Annotated in this window: 13 protein-coding genes; 11 read left to right on the forward strand and 2 right to left on the reverse strand. The window is 68.1% G+C overall.

The window, feature by feature from the left end:
- Positions 1–19: 19 nt before the first annotated feature.
- The gene (locus L687_RS29540; RefSeq protein ID WP_031207108.1) at positions 20–916 is read right to left on the reverse strand and encodes an adenine glycosylase; all 897 of its coding nucleotides are present in this window, start codon (positions 914–916) and stop codon (positions 20–22) included.
- A 55-nt stretch (positions 917–971) separates the two neighbouring features.
- Here L687_RS29540 and L687_RS42430 point away from each other — a divergent pair, with 55 nt between their 5' ends.
- From L687_RS42430 to L687_RS29580, 7 genes are all read left to right on the forward strand, one after another.
- The gene (locus L687_RS42430; protein WP_152525873.1) at positions 972–1,631 is read left to right on the forward strand and encodes a hypothetical protein; all 660 of its coding nucleotides are present in this window, start codon (positions 972–974) and stop codon (positions 1,629–1,631) included.
- Positions 1,632–1,674: 43 nt separating this feature from the next.
- Entirely contained in the window at positions 1,675–2,568 is an 894-nt protein-coding gene (gene truB, locus L687_RS29555) for a tRNA pseudouridine(55) synthase TruB (RefSeq protein WP_021199409.1), read from the forward strand.
- A complete protein-coding gene (locus L687_RS29560; protein WP_021199410.1) occupies positions 2,565–2,933 on the forward strand; it encodes a hypothetical protein in 369 nt (122 codons plus the stop codon). Before truB ends, L687_RS29560 begins: the two co-directional genes overlap by 4 nt.
- A 57-nt stretch (positions 2,934–2,990) precedes the next feature.
- On the forward strand, positions 2,991–3,428 hold the full coding sequence (locus tag L687_RS29565) for a hypothetical protein (protein ID WP_231479831.1): 438 nt from the start codon (positions 2,991–2,993) through the stop codon (positions 3,426–3,428).
- Positions 3,425–4,375 (forward strand): bifunctional riboflavin kinase/FAD synthetase, encoded by a 951-nt coding sequence (locus L687_RS29570; protein ID WP_021199412.1) that lies wholly within the window; start codon positions 3,425–3,427, stop codon positions 4,373–4,375. Before L687_RS29565 ends, L687_RS29570 begins: the two co-directional genes overlap by 4 nt.
- Before the next feature lie 229 nt (positions 4,376–4,604).
- Complete coding sequence (locus L687_RS29575) at positions 4,605–6,749, forward strand: DEAD/DEAH box helicase (protein ID WP_021199413.1); 2,145 nt, start codon at positions 4,605–4,607, stop codon at positions 6,747–6,749.
- A 203-nt stretch (positions 6,750–6,952) separates the two neighbouring features.
- Positions 6,953–7,981, forward strand: coding sequence for a 6-phosphofructokinase (locus L687_RS29580; protein ID WP_021199414.1), 1,029 nt, complete (start codon positions 6,953–6,955; stop codon positions 7,979–7,981).
- Positions 7,982–8,242: 261 nt separating this feature from the next.
- Here L687_RS29580 and L687_RS29585 read toward each other — a convergent pair whose 3' ends face one another.
- The gene (locus tag L687_RS29585) at positions 8,243–10,342 is read right to left on the reverse strand and encodes a S9 family peptidase (protein ID WP_021199415.1); all 2,100 of its coding nucleotides are present in this window, start codon (positions 10,340–10,342) and stop codon (positions 8,243–8,245) included.
- Positions 10,343–10,498: 156 nt separating this feature from the next.
- Here L687_RS29585 and L687_RS29590 point away from each other — a divergent pair, with 156 nt between their 5' ends.
- From L687_RS29590 to L687_RS29605, 4 genes are all read left to right on the forward strand, one after another.
- Positions 10,499–11,902 carry an inorganic phosphate transporter gene (locus L687_RS29590; protein WP_021199416.1) on the forward strand — a complete coding sequence of 468 codons (1,404 nt, stop codon included), beginning with the start codon at positions 10,499–10,501 and terminating at the stop codon, positions 11,900–11,902.
- The gene (locus L687_RS29595) at positions 11,899–12,234 is read left to right on the forward strand and encodes a hypothetical protein (protein ID WP_021199417.1); all 336 of its coding nucleotides are present in this window, start codon (positions 11,899–11,901) and stop codon (positions 12,232–12,234) included. The genes L687_RS29590 and L687_RS29595 overlap by 4 nt, the downstream gene beginning before the upstream one ends.
- Before the next feature lie 59 nt (positions 12,235–12,293).
- On the forward strand, positions 12,294–13,214 hold the full coding sequence (locus L687_RS29600; protein WP_021199418.1) for a phosphodiesterase: 921 nt from the start codon (positions 12,294–12,296) through the stop codon (positions 13,212–13,214).
- A gap of 61 nt (positions 13,215–13,275) precedes the next feature.
- Positions 13,276–14,736 (forward strand): aspartate ammonia-lyase, encoded by a 1,461-nt coding sequence (locus L687_RS29605; RefSeq protein WP_021199419.1) that lies wholly within the window; start codon positions 13,276–13,278, stop codon positions 14,734–14,736.
- Positions 14,737–14,765: the final 29 nt, after the last annotated feature.

Consider the following 14,765-nt stretch of genomic DNA (forward strand, 5'->3'; position numbering starts at 1 on the left):
GCCGTCGCGCGCGGCGCCGTCAGAGGGGCAGGAACAGGGTGGCCCCGTCGGCTTCGGCGAGCCCGTCGGCGATCAGCGAGTCGATCGCTCGGTCGCGCTGTCCGGTGTCGGGCCAATCCGGGAGGACGGCATCGAGCGGGACGGCCTCCGGATCCCGGCTCCGCAGCAGGCGCAGCACCGCGCCGCGTGCTTGCCGATCGGACCCTTCATAGGCGGCCTGGCGTCGGCGTCCGTCTCCCGTGTCCGGCCTGCCCGCTGCCAGCCATGCGCAACTCCCGGCGAGAGGGCAGAGCGGGCACCGGGGTGCCCGTGACGTGCAGACCGTGGCGCCGAGCTCCATCGCCGCCGCGTTGAACACGGCCGCCTCCGCGACATCCTCCGGCAGCAACGATGACATCAGGTCGAGGTCTCGGCGAGATGCCGCTCCCGGCTGCGCCCGGCCCTCGACGGCACGGGCGAGAACGCGCCGAGTGTTCGTATCGACCACGGGGTGCCGGTCGCCATAGGCGAACACGGCCACGGCGCGGGCGGTGTAGTCGCCGATGCCGGAGAGGGCCAGCAGCGCGTCCACGTCACGCGGAACGACTCCGCCATGACGATCCGTGATCTCGACGGCAGCGCGGTGCAGCCAGAGCGCGCGTCGGGGATACCCCAGGTTCGCCCATTGCTGCACGACCTCCGCCGTCGACGCCATCGCCATCGTGGCAGGGGTCGGCCACCGATCCAGCCATGCCTCGAGATGCGGAATGACCCTCGTCACCGGGGTCTGCTGCAGCATGAATTCGCTCACGAGAACGCCCCAGGCGCCGAATTCGTTATGAAACGCAGACCGACGCCACGGCAGGTCGCGCGCTGTGAATCGATACCATGCGGACAGGCGCGATCTCATCTCGGGACGGGCCTGTATATCGGGCATCCATCCAGCCTACGTGAGCTGCGAGACGAGCCCGGGACCGGAGACAGGGGCATCCATGATCAACACACGTACGAGCGCGCTCATCTTCGTGACGGCCTTGGCCGTCACGAGCCTGGTCGGGTGCACGGGAACGTCGGCACCCGCTTCGACGCCCAGCGGCGGATCCACGCCGAGCGGAACGACGTCGACCCCACCGACGCCGACACCGACAGCGGAGCCTCGGATCGAGGATCCGGCTGACCCCGGAACCTGGATCATCCACGAGGCGGGCGTCGGACCGATCGACGTCGGGGGCGACTTCACCTCGACGCTTGCCGGCCTCACCGGCTCCTGGACCAACGACACCGCGAACTGTTCGTGGTCGGCGTGGTGGATGGCAGCCGACTCCGCCTACGGTATCTCCTTCGTCCGCGGGACGGAGAGCGAGACGGCGCCCATCCGCGAGATCTCCGTCTACTCCGCGGCCGAAACTCCCGCCGTGGTCCCTGGACCGGTGACGGAGGACGGCCTCGGTATCGGAGCGACCAAGGCCGAGGTGCTCGCTGCGTATCCTGACGCGCAGGAGGGGGTGTCGACGATGGGGAGCGACACCTGGCTCATGCTTCCGAGCGCGACCGACGCCCACGTCTTCTTCGCGTTCCGCGAGAACAGCGACACCGCATGGGACGTCACGGTGACGACCGGCGCCGAACCCTCGTACGAGGTCTGCGGCTGACCCCCGGGCCGGTGCACGGCGTCGCTCTCGGTAGGCTGGGGGGATGGTCTCGCCCGGCATCCTTCTCGTCGACAAGCCCGCAGGGCTGACCAGCCACGACGTCGTCGCCCGCACGCGACGAGCGTTCGGCACCCGCAAGGTGGGGCACGCCGGAACGCTCGACCCGATGGCGACCGGTCTGCTGGTCATCGGCATCGAGGGAGCGACCAGGCTCCTGACGTACGTCGTGGGGGCTGACAAGACCTACGCGGCGACGATCCGGCTCGGACAGACGACGGGCACGGACGATGCGGACGGCGAGATCCTCACGACGGCGGCTCCCGAGGCATGGGAGTCCGTCAGCGATGAAGCGGTCTCCGCCGGAATCGCGAGGCTCACGGGCGAGATCTCCCAGGTCCCCAGCGCTGTCTCCGCCATCAAGGTGGACGGTCGCCGCGCGTACGAGCGTGTGCGTGCCGGTGAAGAGGTCGTGCTCGCAGCGCGCGACGTGGTCGTCTCGCGGTTCGATCTGCTCGGCCGTCGCGAGGGCGACGGGTACATCGATCTCGACGTCGTGGTCGACTGTTCATCCGGAACGTACATCCGTTCGCTCGCCCGCGACCTCGGCTCCGCTCTCGGCGTCGGCGGTCACCTCACCGCGCTGCGACGTACTCGTGTCGGGCCGTTCGATGTGACGGATGCCGTCGGCATCGAAGCGCTCGAGGGTGCACCGACCCTGACCCCCGGTGAGGCTGCAGGACGCCTTCTCCCGGTCCTTGCGATGTCGGTCGATGACGCGCGGGACCTCCGCCACGGCAAGCGTCTCGCAGGGCAGGCCGTCCGTCTCGAGAGCCGCCTCGGCGCAGCGATCGACGAGGACGGGGTTCTGATCGGGATCGTCGAGAGGCGCGGCGCAGACCTCAAGAGCGCCATGAACATGCCGGAGGGCGACCGATGATCCTGTGGTTCACGATCGCGCAGATCGTCGTCGCGGTCGCCGCGGGCGTGTTCTGTCTCGTCGCGGGGCTGATCGGCAGGCGACCGAGTGACTTCAGCGTCGGTGCTCTGGCCCTCGTCGAGGCGCTGCTCGTCGTCCAGGTGATCGTCGCCATCATCGCGCCCTTCTCAGGAAACCCGCCGACCGGAGACCTGCTCGAGTACTGGGTCTACCTGGTCTCCGCCGTGCTCCTGCCCGTCGGCGCGGTGCTGTGGGCGCTCATGGAACGCAGCCGCTGGAGCACCGTGATCCTGGGCGTCGCCGCACTCGCGATCGCGATCATGCTCTGGCGGATGCAGGTCATCTGGGCCGTCCAGCTCGCGTGAGGCGAGAGGCTTGCGCGGAGACCGGCCGTCTTCCGCGGCTCTAGGATGGAATGCGCTATGAGCTCCACCGCCCCCTCCTCTCGGATGACCGGAATCGGTCGTGTCCTCGTGATCGTCTACGCCGTCATGGCGCTGGCCGCCACGGGACGCAGCTTCGTGCAGATCGTCCGTCGGTTCGACGAGGCGCCGCTCGCGTACTCGCTCTCCGCACTCGCCGCGCTCGTCTACATCCTGGCCACGCTCGCCCTCGTCCTGGCTCGTCGTCGCGGCTGGTACACCGTCGCCTGGATCGCGATCGTCTTCGAGCTCACCGGCGTGCTCGTCGTCGGGTTGCTGAGCATTCTGCTGCCCGAGCTGTTCCAGCATGAGACCGTGTGGTCGCTGTTCGGGCGGGGCTATCTGTTCATCCCGCTGGTCCTCCCGATCTTCGGCATCTGGTGGCTGCGCACGCATCGCCCCGCCGAAGTCGCGCGCCCTGTCGAGGTCGACGCGTGATCATCTTCCGAAGCCCGGATGAGGTGCCGGACGACTTCGGCCCGAGCGCGGTCGCCATCGGCAAGTTCGATGGGGTCCACGCCGGCCACCGCGCTGTGATCGCGCGCCTCGAGGAGGCGGCTGCTGCCACCGAGAGCCGATCGGTCGCGGTCACGTTCGATCGCAACCCGTTGGCCGTCATCCGCCCGGATCGCTGCCCCGAGAACGTCGTCACGGTCGACCGCAAGCTCGAGCTCCTCGGTGAGCTCGGGCTCGACGCGACGCTGGTGCTCACGTTCGACGAGGAACTCGCGGCCCGCAGCGCGGAGGATTTCGTCGTCGACATCCTCGTGGGAGCCCTCCAGGTGTCGACGGTCCTGGTCGGGCAGGACTTCCGGTTCGGGAACAGGGGAGCGGGGACGCCGGAGCTGCTGCGCGAACTCGGACCCCGCTACGGCTTCTCGGTCGAGGTCGTCGACGACGTCTACCTTCCGGGTTCTTCGCGGCGCGTGTCGTCGAGCTGGATCCGCGAACTGTTGATGGAGGGCGATGTCGCGACAGCCGCGACCGTTCTCGGGCGGTACCCGGATGTGCGCGGCGAGGTCGTGCACGGGCTCAAGCGCGGGCGGGAGCTGGGCTTCCCCACCGCGAATCTCTCGACCATCGTCGATGCCTTCGTTCCGGCGGACGGCGTCTATGCCGGGTGGCTCGTCGACCACGACACCGGCATCCGGCACCCTTCGGCCATCTCGGTCGGGACCAACCCCACGTTCGACGATGTCCTCGTGCGACAGGTCGAGGCCCACGTGCTGGGCGAGACCGGCCTCGACCTCTACGGGCACGACGTCACGGTCGAGTTCGTCGACAGACTGCGGGGCATGGTGGCCTTCGAGGGCATCGACAAGCTGATGGAGCAGATGGGTGCCGACGTGAACGATGCCGCACGGGCCCTCGGACTGACGTCGTAGCGCGCGACCCGTTCGGCGGTTCGAATGGGCGGCTCGGCGTGGGCGATCGCGTCCACGCGGGCACGATGACATAGAATGGACATCGGCTCCCGCCGAACTTCGCGAATCTCGCGATCCCCGACGGGAAGAAGATCCACTGTTCGTACGGTCCTGGCTCACGCCACACGCGGACAACGAGAACGGCCCATGGCTTCCTGGGGAAGCCGGAGCCTTCACGCTCAGGAGGAGCATGCCGACTACGGCAACCGCCGCCACGCGGCGCAAGAAGACGTCCCGTCGTGACGACGAGGCACCCCTCATCCCGATCCTCGCGCGCAAGGTGCGCGAGATCGAGGCCAAGTCGCAGCGAGGGAAGCTCGGCCCCACGAATCGGGTGAAGTTCCAGGTGATCGCCTTCCTGGTGCGCGAAGAGCGCGCGCGTGTGAAGGCGGATGCCGAGATCGGTGATCCTGCTCGCGCCGAGCTGTTGAAGCGGCTCGACGGCGTCGCCACGATCCTCGCCAAGACGGCTGCGCGCGACACCTCGCTCATCCAGCTGCTGGAGGCCGACCAGGCGACATCGCCGGTGGCGAAGCGCATGCGCCGCGACTGGCTGCTCGAATCCGGCGCCGACCTCGCCCCGGAAGAGCTCATCATCGCCGACGCTGCACCGGTGCAGATCTCCACGATCCCGGCGGCGATCGCCGAGCGACAGGTCACCCCGCCGTCCGTCGAAGCTCGACAACTGGCCAATCCCTTCCTCGCTCCCGACCTGACGCCCCGTTCGAGCGCCACGCCGCGACGCCGCCTCGACGGCTGGGAGCTCATGGGGCCGCTGTACAAGGCCTTCGAGACCGGAGCCGGCGGATCCGCCGCGTCCATGGATCTGCCTCCGGCGCCGGAGTTCGACCACATCTCGCCCAAGGGCCTCGAGGTCATGGTGCACCAGTCCCGGTTCCTCGAAGCCGTGAAGGCGGGGCACCGCAGCTTCCTCCTCGCCGATGAGCCCGGACTCGGCAAGACCGCGCAATCAGTGCTTGCCGCTTCCGTGGCGGGCGCGTACCCGCTGCTCGTCGTCGTCCCCAACGTCGTGAAGATGAACTGGGCGCGCGAGGTCGAGCGCTGGACTCCACAGCGTCGTGCCACGGTGATCCAGGGTGATGGCGACGACATCGATGCGTTCGCCGACGTGTTCATCGTGAACTACGAGATCCTCGATCGGCACATGTCCTGGCTCGCCTCGATCGGGCTGCGCGGCATGGTCGTCGACGAGGCGCACTTCATCAAGAATCTCTCCTCGCAGCGTTCCCAGAACGTGCTGTCGTTGGCCGCCCAGGTGCGCGAGCGCACTCCCGGGCACGACCCCCTGATGCTCGCCCTCACGGGTACGCCGCTGATCAACGACGTGGAGGACTTCGACGCGATCTGGCGCTTCCTCGGCTGGACCACCGGTGAGAAGCCGGGGCCCGAGCTCATGGAAAAGCTCGATGCGACCGGATTCACCCCGGCGGACAAGGCCTTCTATCCGGAAGCGCGCGACGCGGTGATCTCGATGGGCATCGTCCGCCGCAAGAAGAAGGACGTCGCAGCCGACCTGCCCGACAAGCTGATCGCCGATCTGCCGGTGCAGCTCGACGACGAGTTCGGGCGCAGCATCCGCCAGGCCGAGCGCGAGCTGGGGGAGCGCCTCGCCGCTCGCTACCGCCGCATCATCGAGGCCCGCGGCGACCGTGGACTCGCACCCGGAGAGATCGACGACGACATCGTGCGGCTGGTCGCCCAGAACGAGCTCGAGGAGTCGAAGGCCGCCGGCACCGGGGGAGACAATGTCTTCACCATGGTCCGGCGCATCGGTCAGGCCAAGGCGCCACTGGCTGCCGACTACGCCGCTCAGCTGCAGCGTTCGGTCGGCAAGGTCGTGTTCTTCGCGAAGCACATCGACGTCATGGACCAGGCCGAGGCGCACTTCGCCGCCGCCGGCATCCGTTCGGTCTCGATCCGTGGGGACCAGACGTCCACGACCCGCCAGCAGGCGATCGACGACTTCAACGGCGACCCCGAGGTCGGCATCGCCGTCTGCTCTCTCACCGCTGCCGGTGTGGGACTCAACCTGCAGGCGGCGTCGAACGTCGTCCTCGCCGAGCTGTCGTGGACGGCAGCCGAGCAGACGCAGGCGATCGACCGCGTGCACCGCATCGGGCAGGACGAGCCGGTGACGGCGTGGCGGATCATCGCCGCGCACACCATCGACACCAAGATCGCCGAGCTGATCGACCAGAAGCAGGGACTCGCGGCACGCGCCCTCGACGGGGAAGCGGTCGAGGAGTCGGCCGGGGAGCCGGTGCAGCTGGCGGCGCTCATGCACCTGCTGCGACAGGCGCTGGGCGGAGCGTAAGCCTCAAGATCGGCTGTTCTTAACGCGGGATCTGGTGCGAAAGCCGGCGCCGGCGGGAAGTTCATCGATATCGGCGAATCGCCTTGTCAAGATCGGCGTTTTTCGTCGAGCCCGAATGGCGCCCGGGCACGCAGGGGCGCTAGTGTCGATCGAAGGCAGCGTCGCCTGTTCCCCCCATCTCCCGAACGTCTGAAGGCACCAGCATGAAGATCGGCATCCTGACGAGCGGCGGCGACTGCCCCGGCCTCAACGCGGTCATCCGCGGCATCGTGCTCAAGGGCACGACCTCATACGACCTGGAGTTCGTCGGCATCCGCGACGGCTGGCGCGGACTCGTCGACGGTGACTTCATGCCTCTCACCCGGCACGAGGTGAAGGGACTGTCGAAGGTGGGCGGCACGATCCTCGGCACCAGCCGCACGAACCCGTATGAGGGCGAGCGCGGGGGAGCCGAGAACATCGCCAAGACCCTCTACGGGCACAAGATCGACGGCATCATCGCGATCGGCGGTGAAGGCACGCTCGCAGCCGCCGACCGCCTCGCCAAGGACGGCATCAAGGTGATCGGCGTCCCCAAGACGATCGACAACGACCTGCAGGCGACGGACTATTCGTTCGGCTTCGACACAGCCGTGAACATCGCCACGGACGCGATGGATCGCCTCCGCACGACCGGTGACTCCCACCAGCGCTGCATGGTCGCCGAGGTCATGGGTCGGCACGTCGGCTGGATCGCCCTGCACGCCGGAATGGCCGCCGGTGCGCACGTCATCTGCATCCCCGAGGTACCGATGTCGATCGACGACATCACGGAGCTCGTCACGAGCGCCCACGACCGCGGTCGCGCGCCCCTGGTCGTCGTCTCCGAGGGGTTCAAGCTCCTCGGGATGGACGAGGCATACAGCGACAAGGGGCTCGACGCCTTCAATCGACCGCGCCTCGGCGGTATCGGCGATCAGCTCGCCCCCGAGATCGAGCGCATCACCGGCATCGAGACGCGTGCGACGATCCTCGGCCACATCCAGCGCGGTGGATCGCCGTCGGCCTTCGACCGCGTTCTCGCCACGCGCCTGGGGCTGCATGCGGCGGACGCGATCGTGGACGGCGCATGGGGACAGATGGTCGCCATGCAGGGCACCGACATCGTGCGGGTGCCGTTCGCCGATGCGCTCGGCGAACTGAACACCGTCCCGCGCTACCGCTACGACGAGGCTGCGGCGCTCTTCGGCTGACTCCGAGAACGATCGGATCCATCACGCCGAATCAGGCGACTTCGCGGAATCAGGCGACTCCTCGCCCCGCGTGCCTGAAGCGGCGTGTTCGCCTGATCTCGCGTGCTCTATGTCGCGCGTCGAATCGCGCCCGGGTCGCGCGGTGAAACAGCCGCGGGTTCTCAGGTGTGCGTCTTGCGCCGGTGCAGACCCTGGACTGTGCTGACGTGATCGCCTGATGTGGCGCCCACGAACGGGCGCTCACACCAGGAGGTCCGGCGCTCAGGCGTCGGCGAGGCCGAGCGTCTCGAGGAGCCAGGCGAGTTCGAAGGCCCGCTCCTTCCAAGAGTTGTAGCGCCCGCTCACGCCGCCGTGCCCGGCGACCATCTCGCACTTGAGGAGCACATCCTTCGCCCCGGCTTCGCGTAGACGGGCGACCCACTTCGCGGGCTCCACGTAGAGCACACGGGTGTCGTTCAGGGATGTGACGGCGAGGATCCGCGGGTATTCGACGCCGTCTCGGACATTCTCGTACGGGCTGTACGACTTCATGTAGGCGTAGACATCCGGGTCGTGGAGGGGGTCGCCCCATTCGTCCCACTCGATCACGGTCAGCGGCAGCGACGGGTCGAGGATCGTGGTCAGGGCGTCCACGAAAGGCACCCCGGCGAGGATACCGGCGAAGAGCCCGGGCGCGAGGTTCGTCACAGCCCCCATCAGCAGGCCCCCGGCGCTGCCGCCCTCGGCCACCATGAGAGTCGGTGCCGTGACCCCGGTCTCGACCAGGTGCTCGCCGCAGGAGACGAAGTCCGTGAAGGTGTTGCGCTTGTGGAGGAGCTTGCCGTCCTCGTACCACTGTCGCCCCATCTCTCCTCCACCGCGGACGTGCGCCACCGCGAAGATCACACCCCTGTCCAGCTCGGAGAGGCGCGCGACCGAGAAGCCGGGATCGATCGAGTGCTCGTACGAGCCGTACCCGTACAGGTGCACCGGCCGTGCCTCGCCCCCGGGTTCGCCGAACGAGCGCTTCCAGACGAGCGAGATCGGCACGCGGACGCCGTCCGCAGCGGTCGCCCACTCACGCCTCTGCCCGTAGTCGGCGGGGTCGTATCCACCCAGCACCGGCACCTGCTTGCGCAGCACGAGCTCGCGGGTCGCGAGATCGAGGTCGTACACGGTCCCCGGCGTCACGAACGACGTGTATCCCAGGCGCAGGAACGGGGAGTGCCATTCGGGGTTCCCGCTCACTCCGGCGGAGTAGAGCGGCTCGTCGAAGGCCAGCTCGTCGACGACATCCGTCTCGTAGTCGAGCAGGCCGACGCGTTCGAGTCCTTCGCTGCGGTACTCCACGGTGGCGAAGTCGCGGAACGCGTCCACACCCAGCAGGCGTCTGCCCTGTTCGTGCGCCACCACCACGTGCCGCGATCCCCGGGGGTCCGCGGCGGCAACCGACACGAGCTCGAAGTCGAGGGCTCCGTCGTTGTGCAGCACGAGCAACCGGTCCTCGCCGCCCACGACCGCGTGCTCGACGGAATACTCGACGCCTTCGCGACGCGGCCAGACCAGCTGCGGCTCAGCGGTGAGCTCGCCGGTCAGATCGACGAGGTACTCCTCGCTCGTGATGCTCGAGCCGACCGCGATGACCAGATACCGGCGGCTGCGGGTGATCCCTGCCCCGAGCCAGAACTTCTCGTCCGGCTCGTGGAAGAGCCGCACGTCGTCCGACACCGGCGTGCCGAGGCGATGCAGCCACAGGGTGTCGGGGCGCCAGGCCTCGTCACGGGTCGTGTAGAGCACCCCGGTGCCGTCGGGCGTGAAGAAGGCGCCGCCCGTGTTCGGGATCTCGTCGTCGAGCGTGGTGCCCGTGGCGAGGTCGCGCACGTGCACGGTGTAGAGCTCGTCACCCTCGAAATCGGTGGACCAGAGCAGCTTCGTGGCGTCGTCAGACGTGTCGAAAGCGCCGAGCGAGAAGAAGTCGTGTCCTTCCGATTCGACATTGCCGTCGAGGAGCACGATCTCTCCCGGAACCGCGACTCCTGGCTCGAGACGCGGGGGAGTCCAGTCGTCCGGGGCGGCAGCGGCGCGGCAGTGGATGCCGTACTGGGCCCCCTCCTCGCTGCGGCTGTAGTACCACCAGTCCCCTCGGCGAGTGGGGACGGACAGGTCCGTCTCCTGGACACGGCCCTTGATCTCCTGGAAGAGTCTCTCGCGCAGATCGGCGAGGTGCGCCGTCTCGGCGTCTGTGTGGGCGTTCTCCGCTTCGAGGTGGGAGATGACCTCGGCGGATTCCTTGGCACGAAGCCATTCGTAGGGATCCTCGAAGGTGTCACCGTGATGGGTGCGGAGGGTCGAGCGGCGGTCGGCGGCAGGGGCGTCAGTCACCGTCTCACGCTATCCCAGGTCGAGTTGACCGGCACGGGGGAGGGTGGGAGAATTCACCGGGGCCGGTTAACGGAAGTCAAACCCACGGTGAACTCTTCGTTCGTCACGTCGATCTCGTCGACATCTCCTTCTTCCTCAAACGACCGAAAGCGAACGGTGGAAACCGCAGCCCTCATCGTCGTGCTTGTCATCGCGCTGGCACTCTTCTTCGACTTCACCAACGGCTTTCACGACACGGCGAATGCCATGGCGACGCCGATCGCCACCGGCGCGCTGAAGCCCAAGACCGCCGTCCTCCTCGCCGCAGTGCTGAACCTCGTCGGCGCCTTCCTGTCCACCGAGGTCTCCAAGACCATCTCGGGCGGCATCATCCGCGAGGATGCGATCATCTCCGCGGGAGCCGATCTGTTCCTCTCGTTGATCTTCGCCGGTCTCATCGGCGCGATCACCTGGAACATGCTCACATGGCTCCTGGGGCTGCCTTCGAGCTCGTCGCACGCGCTCTTCGGCGGACTCATCGGCGCCACTCTGGTCGGTGCGGGGATCGGGGGCATCGACTTCGGCATGGTGCTCTCGAAGATCGTGCTCCCCGCCCTGATCGCCCCTGTCACGGCAGGGCTGATCGCGTTCGCCGCGACGAAGATCGCCTACTCGGTCACCCGTCGCTACGACGGGAAGCCCGACGGCCGCGACGGCTTCCGATGGGGCCAGATCTTCACGTCGTCCCTCGTCGCGCTCGCCCATGGGACCAACGATGCGCAGAAGACGATGGGAGTGATCACCCTCGCGATGATCACGATCGGCTGGCAGTCCGGCGCCCATCACGAGCCCGAGCTGTGGGTCATCGTCGCGTGTGCCTTCACCATCGCCCTCGGCACCTACCTCGGCGGATGGCGCATCATCCGCACCCTCGGCAAGGGGCTGACCGACGTCAAGCCCGCCCAGGGCTTCGCTGCGGAGAGCTCGACCGCGGCCACCATCCTCGCCTCCAGCGCCCTCGGCTTCGCCCTCTCCACCACGCAGGTCGCGTCCGGTTCGGTGATCGGCTCCGGCCTCGGCCGCCGCGGGTCCACCGTGCGCTGGCGGACCGCCGGCCGCATCGGAGTCGGCTGGCTGCTGACGCTTCCCGCTGCCGGAGGCGTAGGCGCTCTCGCGGCGCTGCTGGTGGTCTGGCTGGGCAACTGGGGAGTGGCGATCGATGCCGTGATCGCCCTGGTGATCATCCTCGGCCTCTTCATGCGTTCGCGTCGCAATGCTGTCACCCCGGCGAACGCGATGAGTGACGTCGCCGAGTCCGGCAGGGCCGTCGAACTCCCCGATACGCCTCCGCCGACGCGCCGCCAGCAGCGCATCGAGCAGGCCAAGGCCGAGGCCAGGGCCCGTGCCGAGGCGCGCGAGCAGGCGAAGGCCCAGGCGAAGGCCCAGGCGAAGAAGGACGCCGAGAAGAAAGCCGAGAAGAAGAAGGCCAAGAAGGCGGAGGCCAAGGCCGGTGCCGGCTCGTCGAAGGCTGCGGCCTCGACGACGAAGCCCGACGCCGACCGGAACGGGGAGTCCGAATGAACGTCGTGATCGACTGGGTCGCCTTCCTCCAGGTGTTCGCGGCAGCCCTCATCGGCGCCGCCGCCATCGTCACGTTCTACGCGCTGGGACTCCGACTGCTCGTGCGCAGCGGGCGGGCCCCGGTGGTGAGTCCTGCAGAGTTCACGGACGCCATCACCGTGATCACGGAGAAGGAACTCAAGCGCGCCGAGAAGCAGGCGGCGAAGGCGGCACGCAAGAGCCCGCTGACCGAGGGCCAGAAGACGGTGGCCCTGGTCGGCGCCTACGGCTGTTTCGCGCTCTGCGCCGCCGCCGTGGTGAGCGGAATCCTGCTCCTCGTCGTCGGTCACTGACCTCGGAGGGCGAGCGCGGGTCGCGTCCGCCGCTGCCGGTGCGGCAATAGGCTGAGGCCATGTCCGCAGGAACCGGCAGTCCGTACGTCTTCGGCAGGCACGAGCCCGCGTCGCACGTGCTCATCCACGTCAGCGACCCGCATTTCCTCGCGGGGGGAGCGCGCCTGGGCGGACGCTACGACGTCGAGGCGAACTTCGACCGCACGCTCGACGCGATCCGCGCGGTGCATCCGCATCCGACGGCGATCGTCGTCACGGGTGACCTGGCCGACCTCGGCGAGCCCGACGCGTATCGCCGTCTGCGCGCTGCGGTCGAGCCGGTCGCGGCGGAACTCGGCGCCCCGGTGATCTGGGTGGCGGGAAACCACGACGAACGTCCGGCGCTGCGTGAGGGGCTGCTCGATCTGGCTCCGACCGAGGAGCCTGTGACCGGTGTCTGGGACCTCGAGGGTCTCCGACTCGTGGCGCTGGACACGAGTGTCCCGGGCTGGCATCACGGGGATCTCGATGACGGTCAGCTCTCCTGGCTCGCCGAGGTCCTCGCCGAGCCGGCCCCGCACGGCACCCTGCTCGCAATGCATCATCCGCCTCTTCCGAGCCACCTCCCGCTGTTCGACATCCTGGAGCTGCGACATCAGGACGAGCTCGCCGCCGTCGTCCGCGGCAGCGACGTCCGAGGCATCCTCGCCGGGCATCTGCACTACTCCTCGCACGGCACCTTCGCCGGCGTGCCGGTGAGCGTGGCATCGGCGACGTGCTACACCATGAACGTCGCCCGCCCGTCTGCCGAGGTCAACGGAATGGACGCCGCTCAGGCGTTCCAGCTCGTGCACGTGTACCCCGACACGATCACCCACACCGTGGTCCCGGTGACCGGTGCCGACACCGGCGACTACTTCTCCGAGGCCTGGCTGGAGCGCATGGCGAAGCTCGACCCGGAAGGGCGACTCGAAGCCTTCTCCCGCAAACCCGCACGCTGAGCGGCGTAGACTGAAGACATCCCCCACCCTTCTCACCCGCCACGACCCACGAGGATGTGACATGGCTTCTGCCGCGCCTACCCTGACCCGCACCGAGACCGATTCGCTCGGGAGCATGGAGATTCCCGTCGACGCGTACTGGGGGATCCACACCGCCCGCGCCGACGCGAACTTCCCGATCACGAAGCGGCCCATCTCGGTGTATCCCGACCTCGTGGTCGGCCTCGCGATGGTCAAGCAGGCCAGCGCCCGTGCGAACCGCGAGATCGGCGTGCTCGACCCGGAGCGGGCGGACCTGATCGACCGGGCGGCTCAGCGCGTGATCGACGGCGAGTTCCACGAGCAGTTCACGGTCGGCGTCATCCAGGGTGGAGCCGGCACGTCGACCAACATGAACGCGAACGAGGTCATCACCAACATCGCGCTCGAGATGGCGGGCCGCGAGAAGGGCGACTACGCCTTCCTTTCGCCGATCGACCACACCAACCGCAGCCAGTCCACGAACGACGTGTACCCGACCGCGGTGAAGATCGGCCTCTCGCTGACCCTGCGCTCGCTGCTCGAGGAACTCGACCTGCTGCGGCTGTCGTTCCTGGGCAAATCGCGCGAGTTCCACGATGTGCTGAAGGTGGGGCGCACGCAGCTGCAGGATGCCGTGCCGATGACGCTGGGGCAGGAGTTCAACGGCTTCGCCACGACGCTCGGCTACGACCACACCCGTCTCACCGAGAACGCCTCGCTGATGTTCGAGATCAACATGGGCGCCACCGCGATCGGCACCGGGATCACCACCCACCCCGGTTACGCACCCGCCGTGCTCAAGCACCTGCGCGAGATCACGTCGCTCGACCTCCGCACTGCCGGTGACCTCGTCGAGGCCACCAGCGACACCGGCTCGTTCATGTCGTTCTCGTCGACTCTCAAGCGCAACGCGATGAAGCTGTCGAAGATCTGCAACGACCTCCGTCTTCTCTCGTCCGGCCCGCAGGCGGGTCTCGGCGAGATCAACCTTCCTGCCATGCAGGCGGGCTCCAGCATCATGCCCGGCAAGGTCAATCCGGTCATCCCCGAGGTCGTGAACCAGGTGGCGTTCGCCGTCGCCGGTGCGGACATGACGGTGACGATGGCGGCAGAGGCCGGACAGCTGCAGCTGAACGCCTTCGAGCCGGTCATCGCGCATTCGATCTTCCAGTCGATCACCTGGATGCGTCAGGCGATGTGGACTCTGCGAGTGAACTGCGTCGACGGCATCACCGCGAACCGCGACCGCCTCGGCGCGATGGTCGGTGCCTCGGTCGGAGTCATCACGGCGCTGACCCCGTTCATCGGCTACGCCGCGGCGGCCGCTCTCGCGAAGACCGCACTGCTGACCAACCGCAGCGTGGCCGACCTCGTGGTGGAGGCCGGTCTCATGTCGCGCGACGAGGTCGTCAAACAGCTCTCGCCTGCGCGACTTTCGGGACTCGAGACCATCACGGCCGCGATCCCGGTGATCTCACCGGAAGACCTGATCGAGATCTGATCTCACAGACGGATAGACGAAGGGGACGG

It is taken from the genome of Microbacterium maritypicum MF109 (assembly GCF_000455825.1).
Taxonomy (GTDB): domain Bacteria; phylum Actinomycetota; class Actinomycetes; order Actinomycetales; family Microbacteriaceae; genus Microbacterium; species Microbacterium maritypicum_A.

Bases quoted from the DNA above. Each gene is read 5' to 3' on its own strand.
- L687_RS29600 (WP_021199418.1), top strand. From the start codon at position 12,294: ATGTCCGCAGGAACCGGCAGTCCGTACGTCTTCGGCAGGCACGAGCCC.
- truB (WP_021199409.1), top strand. From the start codon at position 1,675: ATGGTCTCGCCCGGCATCCTTCTCGTCGACAAGCCCGCAGGGCTGACC.
- L687_RS29560 (WP_021199410.1), top strand. From the start codon at position 2,565: ATGATCCTGTGGTTCACGATCGCGCAGATCGTCGTCGCGGTCGCCGCG.
- L687_RS29565 (WP_231479831.1), top strand. From the start codon at position 2,991: ATGAGCTCCACCGCCCCCTCCTCTCGGATGACCGGAATCGGTCGTGTC.
- L687_RS29605 (WP_021199419.1), top strand. From the start codon at position 13,276: ATGGCTTCTGCCGCGCCTACCCTGACCCGCACCGAGACCGATTCGCTC.
- L687_RS29540 (WP_031207108.1), bottom strand. From the start codon at position 916: ATGCCCGATATACAGGCCCGTCCCGAGATGAGATCGCGCCTGTCCGCA.
- L687_RS42430 (WP_152525873.1), top strand. From the start codon at position 972: ATGATCAACACACGTACGAGCGCGCTCATCTTCGTGACGGCCTTGGCC.
- L687_RS29580 (WP_021199414.1), top strand. From the start codon at position 6,953: ATGAAGATCGGCATCCTGACGAGCGGCGGCGACTGCCCCGGCCTCAAC.
- L687_RS29595 (WP_021199417.1), top strand. From the start codon at position 11,899: ATGAACGTCGTGATCGACTGGGTCGCCTTCCTCCAGGTGTTCGCGGCA.
- L687_RS29575 (WP_021199413.1), top strand. From the start codon at position 4,605: ATGCCGACTACGGCAACCGCCGCCACGCGGCGCAAGAAGACGTCCCGT.